Source organism: Thermomonospora cellulosilytica, from assembly GCF_014138835.1.
Lineage (GTDB): Bacteria > Actinomycetota > Actinomycetes > Streptosporangiales > Streptosporangiaceae > Thermomonospora > Thermomonospora amylolytica.
Window position 1 is genome coordinate 1,416,131 of sequence record NZ_JACJII010000001.1, and the last position, 22,649, is coordinate 1,438,779.

The window sequence follows — 22,649 nt, forward strand, 5'->3', positions numbered from 1 at the left end:
TCCCGGGTCCCCCGGGTCGCCGATGGGCGGCGCATGGGCGGTCGCCGACCGGTGGCCGCCCGTCGTCGACGAACGGATCGGCCGGCTGAGGCCGTCTATACCTCTTTTTGGCCTGTTGCAACGATTTCCTGAACATCGATTCGGGTACGGCCCGCCCGATGCGGACATCACGGACATATCGACCTGCAAGGGCGTCGACACGGACGTGGCCGGATCCTCCCGCGCACCCCCTGTGGCCTTGGGAGCGCCGTGGGGACGGCGGCCGGTCCGAACCGTGCGTCCGCGCCGCGAGGGGGGATCGTGAACAAGGCACAGTTGGCCATCGCCGTGGGCGCCGGTTACCTCCTGGGCCGGACCCGCAAGCTGCGCTGGGCGCTCACTCTCGCCGGCGCCGGCGCGTCCCGCAGACTGCCCGGGAACGTCAAGGGGCTGACCGCGCAGGGCGTCCAGTTGCTCGGATCCTCCCCGGAGGCGAAGGCGCTCACCCAGACCGTCCGGGGCCGCCTGACCGAGGCCGGCCGCGCCGCCGTCATGGCCGCGGCGAGCAGCCGGATCGACGACCTGAGCGACCGGCTGCACAAGCGGACCGACCTGCTGCTCGCCGAGATCGAGCCCGAAGAGGACGAGGGCGAGGGCGGGCGCCGCGAGGAGGAGCCGCAGGACCGGAAGGGCCGGAAGGGCCAAGAGGACCGGGAGGAGCACGCGGAGGAGCCCGAGAAGTCCGAGGAGCCCGCGGAGGAGACCCGGGCGTCCAAGACCCGTTCACCGCGACGGCGCCGCGACACGGCCAAGGACACGGCCAAGGACACGGCGAAGGTCACGACGAAGGCCACGACGAAGGACGCGGCGGAGGAGACGGCGAAGGACACGGCCAAGGACGCGGCGGAGGCGGTGTCCGACCGGCCGGCCAGGGCGCGCCGGGCCGCCGGCGGTACGGCCGAACGCGTCGTCGGCCGGCGGACGCGGAGGTGAGGACGATGGCGCAGAAGACGGTCGCCGACTCCGCCCGGCAGGTCACCGACTCCGCACAGGAGACCGTGCGCAAGACGCCGGTCGGCCGGCTCGCCGACGAACTGCCCACCGACCGGCTGGTGACGGAACTGCAGAACCTGGTCGGCGCGCTGGGGACGCGGGCGCTGAACTCCATGATCGACAAGGTCGACGACGCGGCGGACCGGCTGACCGACTACGCCGAGAAGGGCGGCGGGCCGGGACTGCTGGCGGCCGTGACCGGAGCCGGGGGCAAGGACGGTGACGGGGAGGGCCGGTCCCCGGTGAGGTCGCTGCTCGGCGCCGGGCTGGGCGCGGTCGGCGGCAGGCTGAAGGACACCGCGGTCGGCGGACTCCTGGGCGGCGACCGCGCGGACGACGGCGGTGGCGGCCTGGTCAAGGGCGCGCTCGGCGGGGCGGTGAAGGGCGCGCTCGGCGGCGCGATCAAGAAGGTGACCGGACGCGGCAAGGGCAAGGGCGGCAAGCTCAAGGTCACCAACATCGTCGAGACGATCGACGTGGGCGTCCCGGTCCGGCTGGCCTACGACCAGTGGACCTCGTTCCAGCAGTGGCCGAACTTCACCAAGAAGGTCGAGAACGTCGAGCAGAACGGCAGCGAGCGGCTCACCTGGAAGGCGCAGATCTTCTGGTCCCACCGGGAGTGGGAGTCCACGATCGTCGAGCAGATCCCGGACCGGCGCATCGTCTGGCGCTCCAAGGGCCCCAAGGGACACGTCGACGGCGCGGTGACCTTCCACGAGCTGGCCCCCGACCTGACCCGCATCGTCCTGGTGCTGGAGTACCACCCGCAGGGCCTCTTCGAGCACACCGGCAATCTGTGGCGGGCCCAGGGCCGGCGGGCGAGGCTGGAGCTCAAGCACTTCCGGCGGCACGTGATGACCAGGACGCTCCTGCATCCGGACGAGATCGAGGGCTGGCGGGGCGAGATCCGCGACGGCGAGGTGGTCAAGGACCACGAGACCGCGATGCGCGAGGAGCGGGAGGGCGAGGAGAAGCCCGAGGCAGAGGATCGCGGACCCGAGGCCGTCGAGGAGGAGGAGCCCCGGGCCGAGGAGCGCGAGCCTGAGGCCGTCGAGGAGGAAGAACCCGAGGCCGAGGAGCGCGGACCCGAGGCCGTCGAGGAAGAGGAGCCCGAGGCCGAGGATCGCGAGCCCGAGGCCGTTGAGGAAGAAGAACCCGAGGCCGAGGAACGTGAGCCCGAGGACGTCGAGGAAGAGGAGCCCCGGGCCGAGGAGGAAGAGGCCGAGGGCGAAGAAGAGGCCGAGGGCGAGGAGGAAGAGGCCGGGGAACCCGAGCCGGAGGAAGAGGAGCCCGAGGAGCGCAGGCCCGAGGGCGCCCGTGAGGAAGAGGAAGAGGAGCCGGAGCCGAGGCCCCGCAGGGCGCGGCGCCCGGTCGTCCGGCGCGGTGCGCGGCCGGCCGCCTCCGTGGGCGAGCGGCGTACCCGGCGAGGAAGAAGGACCGAGGAATGACCACGGCCGTCCAACCGGCGGGCGGAGGCGGCGGAGCGTCCGCCGGCGGGCTCGCCGACGTCATCGACACCATTCTCGACAAGGGCCTGGTGATCGACGCCTATGTCAGCGTCTCCCTGCTCGGCATCCAGTTGCTGACGGTCGACGCCCGCGTCGTCGTGGCGAGCGTGGAGACCTACCTGCAGTTCGCGGAGGCCACCAACCGGCTGGACCTCACCGAGCACGAGAAGCCCGGAGTGGGCGACCTGGTGGGCGGGCTGCTGCCCGGCGGGCGCTCCGACGAGGAGGTGGAGGACTCCGACCGGCAGGCCCTGCAGGCCGCCCGGACCGGCGACGAGGCAGGCGACGAGGCCGGCCTCGAGCTCGAGGCCGCCCGGGACGAGGAGGAGGCCGAGGCCGTTCCCCGCCGCGGGCGCCGATCCGCACAGGACCGGTCCCGGGAGGAATGAGATGACGGCCTCCGAGCGGGAACCGGACCGGGCGGACTCCGCCTGGTACGTGTACGGCATCGTTCCCGCGGACGTGGAGACCGCCGCCGGCGTGCGCGGCGTGGACGGCCGCGAGGTGCGGGTCGTCCGGCACGGCGACGTCGCCGCCCTGGTCAGCGAGATCGACCCGAAGGTCCGGCTGGGCCGTCCCGACGACCTGCTGGCGCACGAGCGGCTGCTGGACGACGCCGCCGTCGACGCGCCCGTGCTGCCGCTGCGGTTCGGCGCGGTCATGACGACCGAGCAGGCGGTGGTCGATGACCTGCTGGCGCCCAACCACCAGGGGTTCGCCGACGCGCTGGCGAACCTGGAGGGGCGGGTCGAGTACGTGGTGAAGGGCCGCTTCGACGAGCGCGCGGTGCTGGCCGAGGTGGTCCGGGAGAACGCCGAGGCGGCCCGGCTGCGCGAGCGGATCCGGGACCGTCCGGAGGCGGAGTCCCACCAGGACCGGGTGCGGCTCGGCGAGCTGGTCTACCAGGAGATCGAGGCCAGGCGGCAGGCCGCCACCGAGCGGCTGGTCCAGGACCTGTCCCCGTACTGCGTCGCGAGCGCGGTGCGGGACCCCACCCATCATCTGGACGCCGTGCACGCCGCCTTCCTGGTGGAGGACGCGCGGCGCCCGGAGTTCGAGGAGGCGGTGGCGACGGCCGTCCGCAAGTGGGAGGGGCGTGCCGAGCTGCGCCTGCTGGGCCCCCTCGCGCCCTGGGACTTCGTCGTGACACCGGGATAGGGGAACGCGGATGAACCTGCTGTCGCTGCCCTGGAGGCTGCCGTTCCTGCCCCTCCAGGGGGTGCTCAAGATCGCGGAGATCCTGCAGGAGGAGGCCGAACGGCAGACCAGGTACCCGCCGGCGCTCCGGCGGCGGCTGGAGGAGCTGGAGCAGGCCCGTGCGGCCGGCCGGATCTCCGCCGAGGAGGAGGAACGGGCGATGGAGGAGATCTTCGCCGAGGCGTTCGGCGAACCGCCCGCCCCGCCCGGCTGACACCGCGAACGCACCGACCGGGGGGAGACGTGCGCACCGAGGACAGGGCCCGCACGGACGGGCGCGAAGACTACGAGGAAGAAGCGGGGAACGGGGACCTGTCGGTGGTGGAGGCCGCCAGGGCCGGTGCACGGCAGCTCGCCGACATCATCTCCAGGACCCCCGAGGGGGTCGTCTCCGTGGAGCCGGTCGAGGACGGCTGGATCGTCGAGGTGGAGGTGCTGGAGGCCCGTCACGTCCCGTCCTCCTCCGACGTCCTCGCGATCTACGAGATCGAGCTGGACGCGGACGGCGCGCTGGTGGCGTACCGCAGGACGCAGCGCTACCGGCGCGGCAAGGGCGCCTCCAGGGAGGAGCAGTGATGCCGGGCCGGCCGCCGCAGCAGGGCTCCATCGTCTCGTCCCACGGCGGGGGCCGTGCCGACCGCCAGCCCGCCAACCTCGGCGACATCCTGGAACGGGTGCTGGACAAGGGCATCGTCATCGCGGGCGACATCCGGGTGAACCTGCTCGACATCGAGCTGCTGACCATCAAGCTGCGGCTGCTGATCGTGTCCGTGGAGACGGCCAAGGAGCTGGGGATCGACTGGTGGGAGCACGACCCCTGGCTGAGCGGGCGGCAGCGCGAGCTGGAGGAGGAGAACCGGCGGCTGCGCAACCGGCTCGAGGCCCTGGAGGGCGGCGAACGCGGGACCCGGGCGGTGCGTGCTCCCCAGGAGGAACAGGAGGAGCAGGAAGAACAGGAGGAGCCGGCCGAGGAGCGCAGGGCCGGGTCGGAGGAACCCCGTGAGTGATACCGGAACCTACCTGTACGCCATCGCCAGGAGCACCGGGGAGGGCCTGACGGAGGGACTGGCCGGTGTCGCCGGGGAACCCGTGCGGACGGTGGGGCACGAGGATCTGATCGGCGTCGTCGGCACGGTGCCCCTGTCGGAGTTCGGCGAGCGGGCGCTGCGGCGCAACCTGGAGGACCTGGGCTGGCTGGAGGCCACCGCCCGCGCCCATCATCGCGTGGTCGACGCGGTGGCCCGGCGCACCACCACCGCGCCGGTGCGGCTGGTGACCGTCTACCGGGGCGACGAGCAGGTGCGCGATCTGCTGGAGCGGGGCTTCGCGGAGTTCGCCGAGACGCTCGACATGGTGGCCGGGCGGCAGGAGTGGGGGGTCAAGGTCTACGCGAATCCGCAGACGGCTGCGGCTCCCGCCCGTTCCGGGTCCTCGGGCGCCTCGGCGGGCCGCCGCCCCGGGGCGGCCTATCTGGAACGCCGCCGGACCGGCCTGCGCACCCGCGAGGAGGCCTGGCGCCGGGCGGTGGCGCACGCCGAACACGTCGACAGGACGCTGTCGGACCTCGCGGTGGCCAGGCGGCTGCACCGCCCCCAGGACCCCCAGTTGTCCGGCCGCAGCGAGTGGATGGTGCTCAACGCCGCCTACCTCGTCGACGACGAACGCGGCGGCGAGTTCGCCTCCACCGCCGGATCCCTGAGCACCCCGGAGATCGAGGTCGAGCTCACCGGCCCCTGGGCCCCCTACTCCTTCACCGTCCTGGAGTCCGGCGGGCCGGACGCGGAGGGCCCGTGATGACGGCCGGACGACTGGGCGGACGTCGGGGCTTCGTGACGCGACGGATGTGAGGACCTTGCGATGACGGTCGAACGCTCCACGGCGTACCCCGCGCCGGCGGCCGGGTACCCGCGCGGCGACGACCTGCCGGCCGGGGAGCGGATGACCGCCGAGCGGGCCACGCTCGTCGATCTGCTGGACCGGCTGCTGGCCGGCGGGGTCGTCCTGCAGGGGGACCTGACGCTGTCCATCGCCGACGTCGACCTGGTGCGGATCTCGCTGCGGGTGCTGATCGCCTCGGTGGGCGAGGACGGGGAGCCGATCGGCCGTGCCTGAGCCGCCGCGCGACGACTTCCGGGACGGCTTCCGGGTGACCCGCGCCGCCCCGCCGGAGCATGACGGGCCGCGGGTCGGCGGCCGGCGCATCGAGACCGACCCCGAGAACGTCCAGCGCGACCTGACCCGGCTGGTGCTCACCGTGGTCGAGCTGGTCCGCCAGCTCGTGGAGCGGCAGTGCATCCGCCGGTTCGAGCGGGGCGACCTGACCGACGAGCAGGTCGAGGCGATCGGCACGACCCTGATGCGCCTCGAGGAGGCCATGGACGAACTGTGCGAGCGGTTCGGCCTGTCCCCGAGCGACCTCAACCTCGACCTCGGCCCGCTGGGCACCCTGCTGCCGCCGCGGGACTGACCCGCCGCCCCCCCGCCGAGGCGGGACCTCATGCCGTTCCCGCAGGTGAGGCAGCCCACGCCGAATCGGGTTCGATTGATGTCTTGTGTCCTGGTTACCAGCGGGTAGCATATGGTCAGTTACTGACCAGTAGTTGGCCGGCCGCCGGCCCACACACCGCACCTGGCGAGGTATCCATGGGGCACTACAAGAGCAACCTCCGTGACCTGGAGTTCAACCTCTTCGAGGTGTTCAACCGTCAGGAGCTGCTCGGCAAGGGGCCGTACGCGGACCTGGACGAGGACACCGTCCGCAGCATCCTGGAGGAGGTCGACCGGCTGGCGACCGGCGTGATCGCCGACTCCTTCGAGGAGGGCGACCGCAACCCGCCCAGGTTCGACCCGGCGACCGGCGCGGTCACCATGCCCGAGGGCTTCAAGAAGAGCTACCAGGCGTACATGGACGCCGAGTGGTACCGCCTCGACCTGCCCGCCGAGCTGGGCGGCACCGGCGCCCCGCGGACCCTGGTGTGGGCGGTGGCCGAGGAGATCCTGGGCGCCAACCCGCCGGTCTACATGTTCTCCTCCGGCCCCGGCTTCGCCCACATCCTGTGGCAGATCGGCACCCCCGAGCAGAAGCGCTTCGCCGAGCTGGCGCTGGAGCGCAAGTGGGGCGCCACCATGGTGCTGACCGAGCCGGACGCCGGCTCCGACGTGGGCGCCGGCCGCACCAAGGCGATCCGGCAGCCCGACGGCACCTGGCACATCGAGGGCGTCAAGCGCTTCATCACCTCGGCCGAGCACGACATGTCCGAGAACATCTTCCACCTGGTGCTGGCGCGCCCCGAGGGCGCCGGCCCCGGGACCAAGGGCCTGTCGATGTTCCTGGTGCCCAAGTACCTGGTCGACCTGGAGACCGGCGAGCTGGGCGAGCGCAACGGCGTCTACGTCACCAACCTCGAGAAGAAGATGGGCATCAAGGTCTCCACGACCTGCGAGCTCACCTTCGGCGAGAGGCACCCGGCGGTCGGCTACCTGGTGGGCGACGTGCACGAGGGCATCAAGCAGATGTTCCTCATCATCGAGTACGCCCGGATGATGGTCGGCACCAAGGCCATCGCCACCCTGTCCACCGGCTACCTCAACGCGCTGGAGTACGCCAAGCAGCGGGTGCAGGGCGCCGACATGACCCAGATGACCGACAAGACGGCGCCGCGGGTCACCATCACCCACCACCCCGACGTCCGGCGCAGCCTGATGACCCAGAAGGCCTACGCCGAGGGCATGCGGGCGCTGGTGCTGTTCACCGCCACCTTCCAGGACCAGGTGCAGATCGCGCAGCACGAGGGCCGCGAGGACAAGCTGGCCGAGAAGCTGAACGACCTGCTGCTGCCGATCGTCAAGGGCTTCGGCTCCGAGCGGGCCTACGAGCTGCTGGGCGCGGAGTCCCTGCAGACCCTGGGCGGCTCGGGCTTCCTGCAGGAGTACCCGCTGGAGCAGTACATCCGGGACTCCAAGATCGACACCCTGTACGAGGGCACCACCGCCATCCAGGGCCAGGACCTGTTCTTCCGCAAGATCCTGCGGGACAACGGCGAGGCCCTGAAGGTGCTGGCCGGCGAGATCAAGGAGTTCGTGGCCAGCGAGGCGGGCAACGGCCGGCTCAAGAACGAGCGCGCCCTGCTCGGCCAGGCGCTGGAGAACGTCGAGGGCATCCTCAACCCGATGATCGGGTGGGCGCTGGCCTCGATGGAGAACCCCAAGGAGATCTACAAGGTCGGGCTCAACACCACCCGCCTGCTGCTGGCCCTCGGCGACCTGGTGGTCGGCTGGCTGCTGTGCCGCCAGGCCGAGATCGCCCTGCAGCGGCTGGGCGGGGAGCTGTCGGAGGCCGACCGCGACTTCTACACCGGCAAGGTCGCCGCGGCCCAGTTCTTCTGCGCCAACGTGCTGCCCCGGATCGCCGCCGACCGCGCGGCCACCGAGGCCACCACGCTGGACGTCATGGAGCTGCCCGAGAGCGCCTTCTGACCCGCCCGCAGGCGGGTCGGACGATTCTCTGCGGTCGTCCGGCCCCCGGCTCTCTGGGGGCGGCGCGACCCCCAGAGCCCTGATGTCCGTCTCCCGCGGACTGGTGAGTGACGGCCCCCGCCGCCCTGTGGCGACGGGGGCCGTCCGCTCGGCGGGCGAGTCCCCGCGTCGATGCGGCCGTCTTACCGTCCGTGCAGGACGCCCTTGACCGCCACCACGGCGTTCGTCGTCTGCTCGGCCTCGCAGATGGGCGTACCACCGGGACCGGTGAACCACAGACGCCCGTTGTCGGATGCGCGCCCCTGCGCCCAGACCTCGGCGCTGCGGCCCTCGTGGCTCTCGGCGACCAGGTACCAATGGAAGACGGTGACGCGATAGCCCTGCCCACGGAGGGCGGCGGCGAGCGCGTGAAGGGCGCGTCGACGATCGTCGTCCGTGGGCATCATGCGGCGGCCCCCACGGCGAACCCCAGCCGACGACGCACCCCGCGCCAGAACGTTCCCAGCCCGGCACGCCCATGGCGGACCCGCCGCGCGCCCGCCGCCGGTCCCGGCGGTGAGACGGGCGGCGGGCCGCCGGGCGAAGCGGTGCCGGGCACCGGGGCCCGCGTCGGCCGCGCCACTTCTCCGCGTCCACCCGGACCACGCCGCACCGATGTGCTCGCCCCGTCCCTGTGCGCCGCCGGGCCCCGCCGCGCGGACATGCCGGGCTCACCCGCGCGGGTCGGGGCGATCCGGCGTGCCGGGCGGGGGACGGCGGAGGACTTCGGGTGCTCGGGGCGGCGGCGGTAGTGCTCGGCCAGCCGGGCGGCCAGCGCCACGGCGGTGGGCGCCTCGATGAGCCGGGTCGCCCCGGCGGGAGCGGCCATCCACGTCCCGCACCTCTCGGCGTACCAGCAGCCCGCACGCGGGTACTCGGCACGAAGCCAGCCGAGCCGGAAATCGACCCGCTCGGCCTCGGCGGACCGGGGGAGCGGCCACGCGGGCGGCATTACGATGATGGACAAGCCAGGACCTCCGTTCTGGCCCGGTCCCGGACTCACGGCGCGCCAACGCCGCCGGGACTGCTTCCTGTGTGAGGGCAGGCGCGCCCGTCCCCCTGCACCGGGGACACCCTCGGCGCGCCTGCCCTTCACCATGTCGGAACTAGTGAAGATGTGCAAGAACTAGTTCGAAGCAGGTATGGTCGCTGTATCTGAATGGTTACCTCAGGTTGGTGTGATGCATGGGAGCATCCCGGCATGACGAAGCAAGGACCAACCGCCCGGCAACGTAAGCTCGCCAGCGAGCTGCGCAGGCTGCGTGAGGCGGCCGGCCTCACCCCGGAGCAGGCCGCCGGGCTGCTCGGCTGGTCGCGTCCCAAACTGGTCAAGATCGAGACGGCCAGCCAACTGCCCTCCGTCGGTGATGTCGACCGCATCCTCGGCGCCTACGGTCCCGCGGAACCGCTGCGGCTGGCGCTGCTGAAACTGGCCCGTGACGTCCGGCGACGAGGCTGGTGGGCCTCCTACTCAGACGTACTGCCAGGTTCCTACGCCGAGCTGGAGCACGCCGCTTCCCGCATCCGTACATGGCAGCCTCAGCTTGTGCACGGGCTGCTCCAGACGGAGGACTACGCCCGCACGCTCATCCGGGGGCACTTTCCCGACCTGGCGGCCGAGGAGATCGACCGGCGGGTCCAGGCCCGTATGACCCGTCGCGCGATGCTCGCCCGCGAGAACCCGCCCCGGCTGGAATGCGTGCTCGCCGAGGAGGTGCTGCGCCGCCCAGTCGGTGGCCGTGACGTGATGCGCGCGCAGTTGCGTGCCCTGCTGTTCGCCATCGAGCGCCCGAACGTCTCGCTGCGGGTCGTGCCGATCGAGCAGGGCTACTACCCGTCGATCGGCACCGGTGGCCTCGTGCTGTTCGAGTTCGACTCGTTGGCCGACCTGTCCGTCGCGTACATGGAGACGATCGCGGGCGGCAGATATGAGGAGAACGTCACCGAGGTGCGGGCTTGTAAGGTGATGTTCGAACGGGTCGCCGATGCCGCCCTCGACGAGAAGGACTCGGCGGATTTCATCCGCACCATCGCAGAGGAGATGTGAATGAGCGAGGTTCCCCGCCCGCAGTGGCGTAAGTCGAGCTACTCCGGCGGTGGTCCTGACTGCGTCGAGCTGGCCGACCTCGGCCGGGTCGTCGGCATCCGCGACTCCAAGGATCCCGAGGGTCCCGTTCTCAGCGTCACGCGCGACGGTCTGGCCGCTCTGCTGGAGGCCGCCCGCCGGGCCTGACCGGGTGATCGGCGCCGCCGCGGCCGAGCGGACCCCCATGCCGCCCTTGACGAGAAGGACTCGGCGGGACTCATCCGCACCATCGCAGAGGAGATGTGAATGAGCGAGGTTTCCCGCCCGCAGTGGCGCAAGAGCAGCCACAGTGCCACCGGCAACGAAGCCTGCGTCGAGCTGGCCGACCTCGGCCGGGTCGTCGGCGTCCGCGACTCCAAGGATCCCGAGGGTCCTGTCCTCAGCGTCACGCGCGACGGTCTGGCCGCTTTGCTGGAGGCCGCCCGCCGGGCCTGACCGGGTGATCGTCACCGCCGCGGCCGGGCGGATCCCCCACGCCTGGGCTCGGTGACGCTGATCCGCACCACCATGAAGGAGCTGTGAAGGATGGGCAACTTCCCCAGCCTGCGGAGGTCTGGGTGGCGCAAGAGCTCATATAGCGGTGGCGGGAGCAACTCCTGCGTCGAGCTGGCCGACCTCGGCCGGGTCGTCGGCATCCGCGACTCCAAGGATCCCGAGGGTCCCGTTCTCAGCGTCACGCGCGATGGCCTGGCCGCTTTGCTGGAGGCCGCCCGCCGGGCCTGACCGGGTGATCGTCACCGCTGCGGCCGAGCGGATCCCCCATGCCGGGGCGGAGCATCCGTCCCGGCGGCCGGGTGTCGGTGCCGTGGACCACCGACTTGCGCGATGGCGCGCTGATGTCGTTCCTCGTACGGAAGGCGAAGGGACCGGCACGGGGTGTGCCGGTCCCCGCGCGGGAACGGGTCAGGCGTTCTGGGCCTGGGTGTAGAGGGCCTGGGCTTCGGGGCCGAAGTAGGGGCCGTACATGTAGCGGTTGAGGATCGGCAGGTTCATCCGGTAGCTGTTGACCGAGTTGAGGGTGCCGACGCCGGTGGACTCGTCGAAGCCGCTGAACCACGGGCCGCCGCTGGAGCCGCCGGTCATGTTGCACACCATGCCGATCGACCCGTACAGCAGGCTGGACGACGTGGTGCCGCTGCAGTAGGTCAGCTTGGAGCCGTCGTAGGGGGCCGCCGCCGGGTAGCCGAACGAGTACATCCGCTGCGTCCGCGACTGGTTGAACGCGATCGCCCGGCCGCCGACGACGTCGGTGAGGCTCTGCCCGTTCAGGGGGTTCAGCACGGCCGCGCCGACGTCGTAGGTGATGTTCTCCGACGCCGCCCACTGCGAGGTGGCCAGCGTCTGGCGGGCGGTCCACGTGCCGTACGGGGTGTTGCCGTTGTCGTAGCCCGGGACGAACACCCAGTTGGTGTGCCAGGCGCCGTCCATCTTGACGCAGTGGCCGGCGGTGATGACGGTGCTCTTGTTCTGGCTGACCACCGCGCTGCCCGAGCAGGAGGCGGTACGGCCCTGGTAGGTGAAGAACACCCGGCCGGTGGAGCGGACCACCTGGCCGCCGCCGGTCCAGGTGCCGCCGCCGTGGGGGAACGCCATCGGGGTCACCTGCCCCGGGGCCTGGGTCCGGGTGAGCTTGCGCCGCTGGGCGGGCGTCAGCTCCAGCAGCCGTTCCATGGGCACCGCCGAGCGCATCCGGTCCCGCGTCCAGAACGCCCGGACCTGCTGCTGCACGGCGGTGCTGGTGGCCTGGGCGCGGGCGACGGGGTGGGGAGCGGCGGTGGTCCGGGCGTGGGCGGTGGCCGGGACCAGCAGCGGGGCGGCCAGTGCGGCGGTGCTCAGCGTGACGAGGACGCGTCTGCGGGGGGTGGGGGCCATGGTCACCACTTTCGGAGGGGGAACCTGGGTGGGAAGCTACCCTTTGCCCGATTTTCCGTCCATAGGGTGACCGATATGGGACGCTGTGTCATGCCCCGGAGAGCAGGTCCTCGAACGGTGTGGGGTTCTCGTACGGGTCGTTGCGCACCGCGGGAGCCCGTTCGGCGACCAGGTCGGCCAGCTCCCCGGCGGCGCGGGCGATCCGGTCGGTGAGGGCCTGCGCGCCGTCGCCGCCCCCGCCCCAGTCCTCCGAGGCCGCGTACACGGCGGTCGGGACGACGAACGCGCGCAGGTGGGAGAACAGCGGGCGCAGCGCGTGCTCCAGCACCAGCGAGTGCCGGGCGGTGCCGCCGGTGGCGGCCACCAGGACCGGCTTCCCGGCCAGTGCATCGGGGTCGAGCACGTCGAAGAACGACTTGAACAGGCCGCTGTAGGAGGCGCTGAACACCGGGGTCACCGCGATCACCGCGTCCGCCTCGGCGACGCTTTCGAGCACCTCGCGCAGCGCGGCGGAGGGGAAGCCGGTCAGCAGGTTGTCGGTGACGGCGTGGGCGTGGTCGCGCAGCTCCACGACCTGCGCCTCGGCCTTGACGTCGCGTTCCCGCAGGGCGTCGGTGACGGCGGCGGCGAGGCGGTCGGCCAGCAGCCGGGTGGCGGACGGGACGCTCAGCCCGGCGGACACGACGGCGATCTTGCGCGGGCTCATCGGTTCGCGGTCTCCTTCGCTGCGGCGGCCTTCCTGAGGCTCTCGTGGGTGGGGGCGTCCGGCACGTGGGCCGGCCGGAGGGCGGCGAACTCCCTGCGCAGCACCGGGACGACCTCCTCGCCGAGGATGTCGAGCTGTTCCAGCACGGTCTTCAGCGGCAGCCCGGCGTGGTCCATCAGGAACAGCTGGCGCTGGTAGTCGCCGAAGTACTCGCGGAACTGCAGGGTCCGGTCGATGACCTGCTGGGGGCTGCCCACGGTCAGCGGGGTCTCGGCCATGAACTCCTCCAGTGACGGGCCGTGCCCGTACACCGGGGCGTTGTCGAAGTACGGCCGGAACTCGCGGATCGCGTCCTGGGAGTTCTTGCGCATGAACACCTGCCCGCCCAGGCCCACGATCGCCTGGTCGGCCGAGCCGTGCCCGTAGTGCTCGTACCGCCTGCGGTACAGGCCGATCAGCCGCTGGAAGTGCTCCTTGGGCCAGAAGATGTTGTTGGCGAAGAACCCGTCGCCGTAGTAGGCGGCCTGCTCGGCGATCTCCGGGCTGCGGATCGAGCCGTGCCAGACGAACGGCGGGATCCCGTCGAGGGGACGCGGGGTGGAGGTGAAGCCCTGCAGCGGGGTGCGGAACTTGCCCTGCCAGTCCACCACGTCCTCGCGCCACAGCCGGTGCAGCAGGTGGTAGTTCTCGATGGCCAGCGGGATGCCCTGCCGGATGTCCTGCCCGAACCACGGGTAGACCGGCCCGGTGTTGCCGCGGCCCAGCATCAGGTCCACCCGCCCGTCGGCCAGGTGCTGCAGCATCGCGAAGTCCTCGGCGATCTTCACCGGGTCGTTGGTGGTGATCAGCGTGGTCGCGGTGGACAGGATCAGCCGCTCGGTGCGGGCGGCGACGTAGCCGAGCATGGTGGTCGGCGAGGACGGCACGAACGGCGGGTTGTGGTGCTCGCCGGTGGCGAACACGTCCAGCCCGACCTCCTCGGCCTTGAGCGCGATCCGCACCATGGCCTTGATCCGCTCGGCCTCGGTGGGGGTGCGGCCGGTGGTGGGATCGGGGGTGACGTCGCCCACCGTGAAGATCCCGAACTGCATGGCGACCGCCTCCGCTAGTAGAAGTTTCAACTATCTCAACCGGTGCCCCCGCCCGGTTATTCCAGCATGGACCGGGGCCTGCCGGGCCGGGGGTGTCCGTACGTCCGCCGCGGTCGCCGGATCGGGCTCCGGCGGGACGGCGGCGGGATCGGCGGCGGGATCGGCGGCGGGATCGGCGGCGGTAAAGGCGAGTGAGAAAAATTCATGTTCAACTCGTGTTCGCGATGGCGAGTGCGGCCGGTGGTCCGGGTGACGCCTTCGGCGGCCATCGGATCGCCGCACCCGATTCACTCGAATATGTCCAGGACATCCGGTTGAAAGCGGATCGCCTTCCCGGTCGCGTCCCGATGCGCGGCAGCTCCGGCACCGCGCCGGGCGCGTCCCGGCGGCCGGCGGCAACGCGACGCGGACGCCCGCCGGACTGGCGCCGACGGCCGCCGATGGCCCGCGGCCCCCGCCATTCTTCCGCTCACCTGGGAGAATGCGATCCGTTCACGGTGTCGCCCGAGCAGTTTCGGCATTTCCATTGACAACGCGGCGGCGGCGGTCGAATCTTCTCAAAGATGCCCACATTTTGATCACCATGCCCACTATCCGGGCATGGTCATGGTGTTAGGCGGACCAGACGTGACCACCGCTCCCGCGCGGCACCGGCCGGCCGCGGCCCGGCAGCTTCCCGACTCGCTGCGCGCTCCCGCCATCGCCCGGCGGTGGGTGGCCCAGACGTTCCGGCAGTGGGGCCTGGTCCTGACCGACGAGGCCGCCGCCCTGCTGGTGGAGCTCACCAGCGAACTGGTCACCAACGCGATCGTGCACGCCGCCCCGGCCGAACGCGGCCGGCGCGAACTGGCGATCCGGATGAGCGCGGGCGGCGGGACCGTCCGCGTCGAGGTGCACGACCCCGACCCCGCACTGCCGACGGTGCGCGAACCCGACTGGGTGGCCGAGAGCGGCCGCGGCCTCTTCCTGGTGAACGTGCAGGCCACGGAATGGGGCGCCGTCCGAGACCCGGGCGGGCGCGGCAAGCGGGTCTGGTTCAGCGTCCCGTGCACCGGCGCACCCCCCGAAGGCCCGGACGAAGGAGAGACCCCCATGCCCGTCGCCCTCCCCCACGACATCCTCGGATCCGGGCCCAACCGGGTGATCGCGCTGCACGGCTGGTTCGGCGACCGCACCCAGTGGCGCAGGCTCCACCCGTACCTGGACGGCGACGCCTTCACCTACGCGTTCCCCGAGTACCGCGGGTACGGCGACGCCCGCGACCTCACCGGCGACTACACCCTGACGGAGATCGCCGGGGACGTGATCGCCCTCGCCGACAAGCTCGGCTGGGACACGTTCTCGCTGGTCGGCCACTCGATGGGCGGAACGGTCATGCAGCGGGTCATGCTGGACGCGCCCGGCCGCGTGCGGCGGCTGGTGGGCGTCTCCCCGGTGCCCGCCTCCGGGGTGCCGTTCGACGAGGAGGGCTGGGCGCTGTTCGCCGGGGCCGCCGCCGAGCCCGCCAACCGCCGCGCCATCATCGACTTCACCACCGGCAACCGGATGCCGTCCCGCTGGCTGGACGAGATGGTCGCCGCCTCGGTCGGCAACTGCGACCCGGCCGCGTTCCGCGCCTACCTGGACGCCTGGGCGCGCACCGACTACCACAAGGAGATCGTCGGCAACCCCACCCCCGCCCTGGTCATCGCCGGAGCCCACGACCCGGCGCTGTCCCCCGACGTGATGCGGCAGACCTGGCTGGAGTGGTACCCGAACGCCGAGCTGGCGGTGCTGGCCGACGCCGGCCACTACGCCGTCGAGGAGACCCCCCTCGCCCTGATCTCCCACATCGAACGCTTCCTGGGATGACGGGTACGCGGCAGCGGATCGACGTGTTCGATCCCCGCGTCTACGCCCGCGGCCTGCCGCACGACGCGTACCGGACGCTGCGCGACGAGAACCCCGTGGCCTGGCAGGCCGAGCACGAGGTCGGCGGCTGGCCCGCCGGGCCGGGGTTCTGGGCGGTGACCCGGTACGACGACGTGGTGCGCGTGCTGCGCAGCCCGGACGAGTACAGCTCCTGGATCGGGGCCACGCAGATCCGCGACCCCGACCCGGAGGACCTGCCGTTCATCCGGCAGATGATGCTCAACATGGACCCGCCCGCGCACCGGCGGCTGCGGCGGCTGGTGTCGGGGGCGTTCACCCCCCGGCGGATCGAACGGTTCGCCGCGCAGGCGGCGGCGCGGGCCCGGGCGCTGGTCGACCGGATCGCCGAACGCGGCGAGTGCGACCTGCCGGTGGACGTGACCGACGACTACCCGGTGCGCAACCTCGCCGACCTGCTGGGCATCCCGCCCGAGGGCCGGGAGCTGATCAGGGAGTGGACCGACCGGGTCATCGGCTACCAGGACCCCGAGCACGCCGAGACCGTCCGCGACGCCGCCGGGCGGCCGGTCGACCCGCGGTCCCCGGCGCGGCTGGCCGACATGTTCGAGTACGCCCACCGGCTGGCCGAGCGCAAGCGCCGCGACCCCGCCGACGACCTGATGACCGCGCTGGCCACCGCCGGGCTCACCGACGGCGAGCTGTCGATGTTCTTCTTCCTGCTGGTCATCGCGGGCAACGACACCGTCCGCGCGGCCCTGCCCGGCGGACTGTGGACGCTGCTGTCGCACCCCGCCGAGCACCGCAGGCTGCTGGCCGACCCGGGCCTGCTGGACACGGCGGTCGAGGAGATGCTGCGCCGCCATCCGCCGGTGATCGGCTTCCGCCGCACCGCCGTCCGGGACACGGTGCTGGCCGGACGGCCGATCGTCGCCGGGGACAAGGTGGTGGTCTTCCACGGGTCGGCCAACCACGACGAGCGGCGGTTCCCCGACCCGATGCGGTTCGACGTCGCCCGGCGCCCGAACGACCACGTGGCGTTCGGCGACGGCCCGCACGTGTGCCTGGGCGCGCACTTCGCCCGGCTCCAGCTCCGCGCGTTCTGCGCCGAGCTGCTGTGGCGGCTGCCGGACCTGGAACCGGTCGCCGAGCCCACCCGGCTGGTGTCCAACTTCATCGCCGGGATCAAGCATCTGCCCGTCCGGTTCACGCCGGCCCGCAGGATCGGTGATGCCCGATGAAGACGACCGACCGCCCCCAGGCGCAGACGGGGTCCAAGACCATCGACGCCGGGCTGGGCCTGCTGGAGATCCTGCGCGACCACCCCGACGGGCTCACCGTCAGCCAGCTCTCGCGCGCCTCCGGCCTGCACCGCAACGCCGTCACCCGGCACCTGACCGCGCTGGGCCGGCACCGGCTGGTGACCCGCGACGGCCACACCTACTCCCTGGGCCTGGGCATCGTGGAGCTGAACGCGGCCGTCCGGCAGCGGCTGCGCCGGGCCGCCGCCGCCGAGCTGCAGAAGCTGGCCGACGCCTGCCACGCCACCGCGTTCATCACCGTCCTGGACACCGAGGACGAGGCGGTGGTGCTGACCGTGGTGGAGCCGCGCGGCTCCAACATCCACGTCGCCTACCGGGCGGGCAACCGGCATCCCGCCGACCGGGGCGCCTCCGGCATCGCCATCCTGGTCGGCCGCCCGCCCCGCCCCGGCGAGCGCGCGGCCGTCACCACGGCCCGCAGCGCCGGCTACTCGGTCACCGCCGGGGAACTGCAACCCGGTGCCTGGGGCCTGGCCGCCCCCATCTGCGTCGACGACCGTCCCGCCGAGGCCAGCGTCGGCATCGTGACCATAGGCGAGCAGGACGAGACCGCCATCGCCCCCCGCGTCCTGACCGCCGCCCACCACATAGCCCGCCTGCTGTGACCGGCGCCCAATGTGCGGAACATCCCCCATAACAAGCAGTTGACTGGTCTGGTGAGAATATCGTCCGGCCCCGATCGGAGAATGCGCTCTCGCGGCGGTGCTGTCGGTCGGCGGGCCGGGTAGCCGCTGTTCAGCGCCCCGATACGGGGCGGAACAAGGCGAAACATTTCGGGAATAAAATGCCGTGCCGGAGAGTCGCGACGCTCTGGCAAAATCGTGCGGGCAAGGCTGGACGAACGAGGCACGGGGGCGGTGAATGCGTGACGATGCTGCGGTGGCGGCTTTCGCGGCACGGTTACGAGAATTCCACGAGGCGTGCGGGGCGCCCGCGTACCGGTCACTGGCGGCGGTGTCCCGGCGGTTGACCGAGCTGTATCCGGACCAGGCCGAAAGGGATCTGCCCACGCTGTCGGTCAGCGCGATCAGCGCCGTGCTGTCCGGTCGCCGGGCCAATCCGCCGTCAGCGGGGTGGGTGGCCGCGTTCGTGCTCTCCTGCCAGCGCCGGGCCTTCGAGACCATGGCCCTGGCGACCGATCCGGGCCCGGCGGTCATTCCCGAATGGATGCGCATCCTGCAGGAGGCCCGCGCCGCCGCGCGGGCACGCCCCGGCGCCGGGGGCGGCACGCCGCTGCACCGGTGAACGGGTGCCGCGAACGGCCGCAGGCGTCCGATCGCATCGGGTGACACACGCCCACCGAACCGCACATCCGTTCGTGCGGGCCGGGCCGGCGCCGGGGAAAGGCCACCTCGAACGACCGAAGGTCATTTCCGGGATGCTGCGGATGCATTGATCTGACCCCGCCGCAAGACCTTCCCGGCCTTGCCCGGAGCGCGGATCCGGAGTTACCTTGACGCGAATTGTCAAATCCGATTTTCGTGGAGCGAAATTCCGGTCATGCGCGATCGTGATGCCCGGCGGCCGGAACCCGGCAGGCCGGACGGGCGGCCCCCGGCATCGCGCAACGAGGTGTCCGGCGGCGCGCACGGCACCGTGGTCCAGGTCGGCTCCGTGGGCGGTGACGTCAACCTGCACGTCGCCCCGGCCGTGCCGCCCGTGCCCGCGCAGCTCCCCGCGCCGCCGCCGTACTTCACCGGCCGCGCCCGGGAACTGGACCGGCTGACGGAGCTCAGTGACGCGGCACTGGCCGGCGGCTCCCCGGCGGTCGTGGTGATCACCGGGGTGGGCGGCGTGGGGAAGACCTCGCTGACGCTGACCTGGCTGCACCGCATCCGCTCCGCGTTCCCGGACGGCCAGTTGTTCGCCGACCTGCGGGCGTTCACCGCCGTCTCCGCGGGCGTCCCCCGCGACCCCGGCGAACTGCTCGGCCGCTTCCTGCGCGCACTCGGGGTGCCGCCGGAACGGACCCCGCCCGACGCCGACGAGCAGGCGGCCCTGTTCCGTTCCCTTCTCGCCGACCGGCGGATGCTCATCATGCTCGACAACGCCGCCACCGCCGCCCAGGTCCGGCCGCTGCTCCCCGGACAGGGACCGGTGGTCGTCGCGGTGACGTCCCGGCGGCGGCTGTCCGGGCTGGCCGTCGACGGGGCCGCGTTCCTGCCTTTGGCGCCGCTGGGCCAGGACGGGGCGCGGCAGTTGCTGGACCGGATGCTGGGCATGTCCCGTACCCGGGCCGAGCAGGGGGCGGCCGACGAGCTGGCCGAGCTGTGCGGGCGGCTGCCGTTGGCACTGTGCACCGCGGCGGCCCGGCTGGCGTCCCGCGGGCACCTGCCGATCAGCCGGGTGGTGGCGGAACTGGCCGACGAGAGCGGGCGCTTGGCGGCACTCGGCGGTGAGGAGGGAACCTCCGTGCAAGCGGTCTTCGACCTGGCCTACCGGGATCTGCCGCCCGAGACCGCGGCGCTCTACCGGCTGCTGAGCGTGCACCCCGGTGCGGACTTCGACGCCGCCGCCGTCGCCGCCCTCGCCGAGGTGGACGACGCCGAGGCCACCGCACGGCTGGAGCACCTGGTGGACGCCCACCTGCTGGAGGCCGGAACGGACGGCCGCTACCGGCTGCACGACCTGGCCCGGCTGCACGCGCGGCAGATCGCCGAACGGGCCGACCCGGCGGACGAGCGGGCCGGCGCGTTCGTCCGGCTGCTGGAGCACTACCTGGCCACGGCGGTCGCCGCCGACCGGGTCATCATCCCCGAACGCTGGCGTCTCGGCCCGTACTACGAGCGTCCGCCGGTGGTCTCCTTCGAGAACGTGCCGGCGGCCATCGACTGGCTGGAGACCGAACTGGCGAACCTGACCGACCTCGTCCAGGAGGCGCACGACCGGGGGCTGCACCGGCAGGTGTGGCAGGTGTGCGAGGCCCTGTGGGGCTGTTCGTGTACCGCAAGCACTACGCGGCGTGGATCCGGACGCACGAACTCGGGGTGGAGTCCGCCGCCGCCTGCGGCGACCCCCGCGCTCACGCCCGGATGCTGGAGGGACTGGCGTTCGCCCATCTCAACGTGGAGGATTTCGCGACCGCCGCCCGTCTGGCGGAGCAGGCGCTGGACCTCGAACGGTCCAGCGGGCATCTGCGCGGCGAGGCCACCGCGCTGGAGTACCTGGGGGTGGCCCGGATGGCCGCCGGTGACGGGGCCGCGGCCCTGGCCATGTTCACCCACGCGCTGCAGGTCAACCGGAGGCTCGGGAGCGAGCGCGGTGTCGCGATGATGACCCGGCGGGTCGGCGAGGCGCTGGTCGCCCAGGACCGGCCGCGCGAGGCGATCGGTCCGCTGACCGAGGCGCTGGCCTTCTTCACCGGCCGGGGAGACCACTACAACCGTGCCCGCGTCCTGTCCGGGCTGGCCCGCGCCCTGGTCGCGGACGGCCGCGCCGCCGACGCCCGCACGGCTCTGCACGACGCCCTGGACGCGGCCGGTGCCGTGGGGGCGCGCCGCGAGGTCGCCGGGATCCACGAGAGCCTGGCCGACGTCGCCCGGCTGCTCGGCGACCCCGCCGCCGAGCGCCGGCACCTGGAGCAGGCCGTGGCCCTGTTCCAGGAGCTCGGCGCCCGGCGGGGTGAGGCCGTCGCGGCACGGCTCGCCGAGCTCAGGCGGCGGCCGGACCCGCAGGCTCCCCGCTGAGCCGCACGCCGGTCCGACCCGCCCCGGCACAGTCGACGCACAGGGGGACGTTCACCAGGTCCGGCAGGTCGTGTCCCGCCACCAGCCAGGCGTGGACGAACGAGGCGACCCACGCCGACGCGTCGTTCCCGGCCTCGTACCGGATCTGGAAACGGCCTCGCGGAGTGGTCAGGACGCCGTTCGCGTCACAGCTCACCAGCGCCGCGGAACCGGACCGCGGTGGGCCGATGACGACGTCCGCCAGCGGCAGCCACCGCCGCTCGTCCGCCTGGACCACCAGGTGCTCGTCGAGCACCGCGCCGGCCGGTTCCCGGACGGCGGCGAGGCCGCCCGGCGGGAGGGGAAGGGCCGCCAGCAGCATTCCGGCCGTCCCGGGGACGGTGACGACGGCCTCGCCGTCCGCCGGTGCGCGGCGGGGGACCGGATGAACCCGTACCAGGTGAACGCTCACCGGACGCCCTCCTGGTCGATCGGAACGGGAAGCGGTGCCGGGTCGACGGACGGCGGCTCCACCGGCTCCGGCAGGCGCAGCAGTTCGTACATCACCCGGCGCAGCAGGACGGCCGACCTGCCGGGCTCGGAGGTCAGCCGGTCGCGCAGCACCGCGTCGGCACCGGCGGTGCCCGCCGCCAGGAAGGCGTCGATCTGCTCCCGCAGGGGCCGGTCCGGCATGAGGCGGGGCGCCGTCAGGCGAAGCCGGTCGGCCGCCGTTCCCGGCACCACGTCGTCGTCCGGGAACGCGCCCAGCATCACCGGGATCCCCACCCCCGCCGCATAGTGAGTCACCGACCCATGGTCGCCGACGACCAGGTCGGCGGCGGCCAGGGCGGCCCGCCAGCCCTCCTGCGGTGGCAGCAGCCCCACCCCGCGCCGTCGGCAGTCGTCGAACCACGCCAGGATTTGCTGGGGTCCGTGCCAGGCCCAGATCACCGGGTGCAGCGCGGCGACCACCGCGTACCGGTCGGCGGGCAGTTCGGCGGCCAGCCGGGAGAGCAGGCCGGGATACCTGCCGACCAGCCCGCGCGGTCCCCAGGTGGACGACACCACCACGAGCCGCCGCCCGCCGGTCACGCCGAGCGCCCGCCGGTACCGTTCCCGCAGCGGCAGGCTCGCCGTCAGCCGGTCGAACGCCGGATCCCCCACCACGCGCGCCGCCGGGAGCGCCTCCGGGCAGATCTCCGCCAGCCGGTTGAGGTCGCCCCGGTGGGGCAGCCCGATCACGGCCGGGATGATGCGGCCGCCTCCCAGAAGGGTCTCCCGGCGCAGTCCCGGCATCGGGCGCGGTGCAGCGGGCCCCGCACCGGCCCAGCGGTGCGAGCGGACTCCCGGCCCCATTCCGTGCTGCAGGTGCAGCACCGGCGCGTGCACCCGGGCCAGGTCGCCGTCACCGGCGGCCACCGCCAGATCGAACCGGATCTGCGTGGCCTGCCGGAACGGGATCACCACCCCGCCGCAGGCCCGCAGGTGCTCGCCGATCCCGGCCGACAGCACCGATGCCGCCGATGCCGTGAACACCGTCTGGATCCGGCGGTCCCGCCCCACCAGCGGCACCACGTCGGCCAGCCGCGTGGCGGCGGTCAGGTGGTGCACCACCACCAGCACCGTCCGCTCGGCGGCGATCGTCGAGCCCTTCGCCGCGTCGAGCCCGAACGGGCCCGGCGCCCATCCGTCACATGACATCGCATCCTCCCGTGCTCGGCCGGCGACCGCGCCGGCCACCACCCGGGACGATGCGGCCCCACTGTGGACGGACCTCTTGCACGGA

28 protein-coding genes are annotated in these 22,649 nt (G+C 72.7%); 21 read left to right on the forward strand and 7 right to left on the reverse strand.

Annotated elements, in window-relative coordinates; genetic code table 11:
* Positions 1-300 precede the first annotated feature (300 nt).
* The 11 genes from HNR21_RS06895 to HNR21_RS06945 all read left to right on the forward strand — a co-directional run bounded on the left by HNR21_RS06895 (position 301) and on the right by HNR21_RS06945 (position 8,213).
* Entirely contained in the window at positions 301-972 is a 672-nt protein-coding gene (locus tag HNR21_RS06895) for a hypothetical protein (RefSeq protein WP_182704508.1), read from the forward strand.
* 5 nt (positions 973-977) lie between these two features.
* On the forward strand, positions 978-2,480 hold the full coding sequence (locus HNR21_RS06900; protein WP_182704509.1) for an SRPBCC family protein: 1,503 nt from the start codon (positions 978-980) through the stop codon (positions 2,478-2,480).
* The gene (gene gvpJ, locus HNR21_RS36740; RefSeq protein ID WP_182704510.1) at positions 2,477-2,929 is read left to right on the forward strand and encodes a gas vesicle protein GvpJ; all 453 of its coding nucleotides are present in this window, start codon (positions 2,477-2,479) and stop codon (positions 2,927-2,929) included. The genes HNR21_RS06900 and gvpJ overlap by 4 nt, the downstream gene beginning before the upstream one ends.
* Position 2,930: 1 nt before the next feature.
* Complete coding sequence (locus HNR21_RS06910) at positions 2,931-3,698, forward strand: GvpL/GvpF family gas vesicle protein (RefSeq protein ID WP_182704511.1); 768 nt, start codon at positions 2,931-2,933, stop codon at positions 3,696-3,698.
* Positions 3,699-3,708: 10 nt separating this feature from the next.
* Entirely contained in the window at positions 3,709-3,951 is a 243-nt protein-coding gene (locus tag HNR21_RS06915) for a gas vesicle protein GvpG (RefSeq protein WP_182704512.1), read from the forward strand.
* A gap of 29 nt (positions 3,952-3,980) precedes the next feature.
* Positions 3,981-4,313 (forward strand): gas vesicle protein GvpO, encoded by a 333-nt coding sequence (locus HNR21_RS06920; protein ID WP_119726602.1) that lies wholly within the window; start codon positions 3,981-3,983, stop codon positions 4,311-4,313.
* On the forward strand, positions 4,313-4,744 hold the full coding sequence (locus tag HNR21_RS06925) for a gas vesicle protein (RefSeq protein WP_182704513.1): 432 nt from the start codon (positions 4,313-4,315) through the stop codon (positions 4,742-4,744). The genes HNR21_RS06920 and HNR21_RS06925 overlap by 1 nt, the downstream gene beginning before the upstream one ends.
* Complete coding sequence (locus tag HNR21_RS06930; RefSeq protein ID WP_182704514.1) at positions 4,737-5,531, forward strand: GvpL/GvpF family gas vesicle protein; 795 nt, start codon at positions 4,737-4,739, stop codon at positions 5,529-5,531. Before HNR21_RS06925 ends, HNR21_RS06930 begins: the two co-directional genes overlap by 8 nt.
* Before the next feature lie 63 nt (positions 5,532-5,594).
* Positions 5,595-5,849, forward strand: a complete 255-nt coding sequence (locus HNR21_RS06935) for a gas vesicle protein (protein WP_198679316.1) — start codon at positions 5,595-5,597, stop codon at positions 5,847-5,849.
* Positions 5,842-6,204 (forward strand): gas vesicle protein K, encoded by a 363-nt coding sequence (locus HNR21_RS06940; RefSeq protein ID WP_312880890.1) that lies wholly within the window; start codon positions 5,842-5,844, stop codon positions 6,202-6,204. The genes HNR21_RS06935 and HNR21_RS06940 overlap by 8 nt, the downstream gene beginning before the upstream one ends.
* 176 nt (positions 6,205-6,380) lie before the next feature.
* Positions 6,381-8,213, forward strand: coding sequence for an acyl-CoA dehydrogenase (locus HNR21_RS06945; RefSeq protein ID WP_182704515.1), 1,833 nt, complete (start codon positions 6,381-6,383; stop codon positions 8,211-8,213).
* A 182-nt stretch (positions 8,214-8,395) separates the two neighbouring features.
* Here HNR21_RS06945 and HNR21_RS06950 read toward each other — a convergent pair whose 3' ends face one another.
* A complete protein-coding gene (locus tag HNR21_RS06950) occupies positions 8,396-8,659 on the reverse strand; it encodes a hypothetical protein (RefSeq protein ID WP_182704516.1) in 264 nt (87 codons plus the stop codon).
* Positions 8,656-9,219 (reverse strand): hypothetical protein, encoded by a 564-nt coding sequence (locus HNR21_RS06955; RefSeq protein WP_182704517.1) that lies wholly within the window; start codon positions 9,217-9,219, stop codon positions 8,656-8,658. Before HNR21_RS06955 ends, HNR21_RS06950 begins: the two co-directional genes overlap by 4 nt.
* A gap of 234 nt (positions 9,220-9,453) precedes the next feature.
* On the opposite strand from HNR21_RS06955, the gene HNR21_RS06960 reads away from it, so the two are divergent.
* The 4 genes from HNR21_RS06960 (at position 9,454) to HNR21_RS06975 (ending at position 11,061) form a co-directional block, all read left to right on the forward strand.
* Positions 9,454-10,299, forward strand: a complete 846-nt coding sequence (locus HNR21_RS06960; protein WP_182704518.1) for a helix-turn-helix domain-containing protein — start codon at positions 9,454-9,456, stop codon at positions 10,297-10,299.
* A complete protein-coding gene (locus HNR21_RS06965) occupies positions 10,300-10,485 on the forward strand; it encodes a DUF397 domain-containing protein (RefSeq protein WP_182704519.1) in 186 nt (61 codons plus the stop codon).
* Between the two features lie 99 nt (positions 10,486-10,584).
* The gene (locus HNR21_RS06970) at positions 10,585-10,773 is read left to right on the forward strand and encodes a DUF397 domain-containing protein (protein ID WP_182704520.1); all 189 of its coding nucleotides are present in this window, start codon (positions 10,585-10,587) and stop codon (positions 10,771-10,773) included.
* 90 nt (positions 10,774-10,863) lie between these two features.
* Positions 10,864-11,061 carry a DUF397 domain-containing protein gene (locus HNR21_RS06975; protein ID WP_182704521.1) on the forward strand — a complete coding sequence of 66 codons (198 nt, stop codon included), beginning with the start codon at positions 10,864-10,866 and terminating at the stop codon, positions 11,059-11,061.
* Positions 11,062-11,241: 180 nt separating this feature from the next.
* Here the strand turns inward: HNR21_RS06975 and HNR21_RS06980 are convergent, their stop codons facing one another.
* The 3 genes from HNR21_RS06980 to HNR21_RS06990 all read right to left on the reverse strand — a co-directional run bounded on the left by HNR21_RS06980 (position 11,242) and on the right by HNR21_RS06990 (position 14,007).
* Positions 11,242-12,210: a trypsin-like serine peptidase gene (locus HNR21_RS06980; protein WP_182704522.1), complete on the reverse strand. Its 969-nt coding sequence runs from the start codon at positions 12,208-12,210 to the stop codon at positions 11,242-11,244.
* A gap of 88 nt (positions 12,211-12,298) precedes the next feature.
* Positions 12,299-12,916 (reverse strand): FMN reductase, encoded by a 618-nt coding sequence (locus HNR21_RS06985; protein WP_182704523.1) that lies wholly within the window; start codon positions 12,914-12,916, stop codon positions 12,299-12,301.
* A complete protein-coding gene (locus tag HNR21_RS06990) occupies positions 12,913-14,007 on the reverse strand; it encodes an LLM class flavin-dependent oxidoreductase (protein WP_182704524.1) in 1,095 nt (364 codons plus the stop codon). Before HNR21_RS06990 ends, HNR21_RS06985 begins: the two co-directional genes overlap by 4 nt.
* A 627-nt stretch (positions 14,008-14,634) precedes the next feature.
* Between HNR21_RS06990 and HNR21_RS06995 the strand changes: the two genes are divergently transcribed.
* From HNR21_RS06995 to HNR21_RS07020, 6 genes are all read left to right on the forward strand, one after another.
* Positions 14,635-15,858 (forward strand): alpha/beta fold hydrolase, encoded by a 1,224-nt coding sequence (locus HNR21_RS06995; protein WP_182704525.1) that lies wholly within the window; start codon positions 14,635-14,637, stop codon positions 15,856-15,858.
* Positions 15,855-17,117: a cytochrome P450 gene (locus HNR21_RS07000; RefSeq protein ID WP_182704526.1), complete on the forward strand. Its 1,263-nt coding sequence runs from the start codon at positions 15,855-15,857 to the stop codon at positions 17,115-17,117. The genes HNR21_RS06995 and HNR21_RS07000 overlap by 4 nt, the downstream gene beginning before the upstream one ends.
* A complete protein-coding gene (locus tag HNR21_RS07005; RefSeq protein WP_182704527.1) occupies positions 17,114-17,803 on the forward strand; it encodes an IclR family transcriptional regulator in 690 nt (229 codons plus the stop codon). Before HNR21_RS07000 ends, HNR21_RS07005 begins: the two co-directional genes overlap by 4 nt.
* Positions 17,804-18,077: 274 nt before the next feature.
* Positions 18,078-18,443: a hypothetical protein gene (locus HNR21_RS07010; RefSeq protein WP_182704528.1), complete on the forward strand. Its 366-nt coding sequence runs from the start codon at positions 18,078-18,080 to the stop codon at positions 18,441-18,443.
* Positions 18,444-18,698: 255 nt separating this feature from the next.
* Complete coding sequence (locus tag HNR21_RS07015; RefSeq protein WP_182704529.1) at positions 18,699-20,471, forward strand: AAA family ATPase; 1,773 nt, start codon at positions 18,699-18,701, stop codon at positions 20,469-20,471.
* Entirely contained in the window at positions 20,378-20,884 is a 507-nt protein-coding gene (locus HNR21_RS07020) for a tetratricopeptide repeat protein (protein WP_182704530.1), read from the forward strand. The genes HNR21_RS07015 and HNR21_RS07020 overlap by 94 nt, the downstream gene beginning before the upstream one ends.
* Here the strand turns inward: HNR21_RS07020 and HNR21_RS07025 are convergent.
* Positions 20,850-21,335: a hypothetical protein gene (locus HNR21_RS07025; protein ID WP_182704531.1), complete on the reverse strand. Its 486-nt coding sequence runs from the start codon at positions 21,333-21,335 to the stop codon at positions 20,850-20,852. The two genes, HNR21_RS07020 and HNR21_RS07025, sit on opposite strands and share 35 nt — an antisense overlap.
* On the reverse strand, positions 21,332-22,564 hold the full coding sequence (locus HNR21_RS07030) for a hypothetical protein (RefSeq protein WP_182704532.1): 1,233 nt from the start codon (positions 22,562-22,564) through the stop codon (positions 21,332-21,334). Before HNR21_RS07030 ends, HNR21_RS07025 begins: the two co-directional genes overlap by 4 nt.
* Positions 22,565-22,649: the final 85 nt, after the last annotated feature.

Bases quoted from the DNA above. Each gene is read 5' to 3' on its own strand.
- HNR21_RS06965 (WP_182704519.1), top strand. From the start codon at position 10,300: ATGAGCGAGGTTCCCCGCCCGCAGTGGCGTAAGTCGAGCTACTCCGGC.
- HNR21_RS06935 (WP_198679316.1), top strand. From the start codon at position 5,595: ATGACGGTCGAACGCTCCACGGCGTACCCCGCGCCGGCGGCCGGGTAC.
- gvpJ (WP_182704510.1), top strand. From the start codon at position 2,477: ATGACCACGGCCGTCCAACCGGCGGGCGGAGGCGGCGGAGCGTCCGCC.
- HNR21_RS06950 (WP_182704516.1), bottom strand. From the start codon at position 8,659: ATGATGCCCACGGACGACGATCGTCGACGCGCCCTTCACGCGCTCGCC.
- HNR21_RS07015 (WP_182704529.1), top strand. From the start codon at position 18,699: ATGCGCGATCGTGATGCCCGGCGGCCGGAACCCGGCAGGCCGGACGGG.
- HNR21_RS06910 (WP_182704511.1), top strand. From the start codon at position 2,931: ATGACGGCCTCCGAGCGGGAACCGGACCGGGCGGACTCCGCCTGGTAC.
- HNR21_RS07000 (WP_182704526.1), top strand. From the start codon at position 15,855: ATGACGGGTACGCGGCAGCGGATCGACGTGTTCGATCCCCGCGTCTAC.
- HNR21_RS06925 (WP_182704513.1), top strand. From the start codon at position 4,313: ATGCCGGGCCGGCCGCCGCAGCAGGGCTCCATCGTCTCGTCCCACGGC.
- HNR21_RS06970 (WP_182704520.1), top strand. From the start codon at position 10,585: ATGAGCGAGGTTTCCCGCCCGCAGTGGCGCAAGAGCAGCCACAGTGCC.
- HNR21_RS06975 (WP_182704521.1), top strand. From the start codon at position 10,864: ATGGGCAACTTCCCCAGCCTGCGGAGGTCTGGGTGGCGCAAGAGCTCA.
- HNR21_RS07005 (WP_182704527.1), top strand. From the start codon at position 17,114: ATGAAGACGACCGACCGCCCCCAGGCGCAGACGGGGTCCAAGACCATC.
- HNR21_RS06990 (WP_182704524.1), bottom strand. From the start codon at position 14,007: ATGCAGTTCGGGATCTTCACGGTGGGCGACGTCACCCCCGATCCCACC.
- HNR21_RS07030 (WP_182704532.1), bottom strand. From the start codon at position 22,564: ATGTCATGTGACGGATGGGCGCCGGGCCCGTTCGGGCTCGACGCGGCG.
- HNR21_RS06980 (WP_182704522.1), bottom strand. From the start codon at position 12,210: ATGGCCCCCACCCCCCGCAGACGCGTCCTCGTCACGCTGAGCACCGCC.
- HNR21_RS06900 (WP_182704509.1), top strand. From the start codon at position 978: ATGGCGCAGAAGACGGTCGCCGACTCCGCCCGGCAGGTCACCGACTCC.
- HNR21_RS06985 (WP_182704523.1), bottom strand. From the start codon at position 12,916: ATGAGCCCGCGCAAGATCGCCGTCGTGTCCGCCGGGCTGAGCGTCCCG.
- HNR21_RS06945 (WP_182704515.1), top strand. From the start codon at position 6,381: ATGGGGCACTACAAGAGCAACCTCCGTGACCTGGAGTTCAACCTCTTC.
- HNR21_RS07020 (WP_182704530.1), top strand. From the start codon at position 20,378: ATGGCCGCCGGTGACGGGGCCGCGGCCCTGGCCATGTTCACCCACGCG.
- HNR21_RS06915 (WP_182704512.1), top strand. From the start codon at position 3,709: ATGAACCTGCTGTCGCTGCCCTGGAGGCTGCCGTTCCTGCCCCTCCAG.
- HNR21_RS06960 (WP_182704518.1), top strand. From the start codon at position 9,454: ATGACGAAGCAAGGACCAACCGCCCGGCAACGTAAGCTCGCCAGCGAG.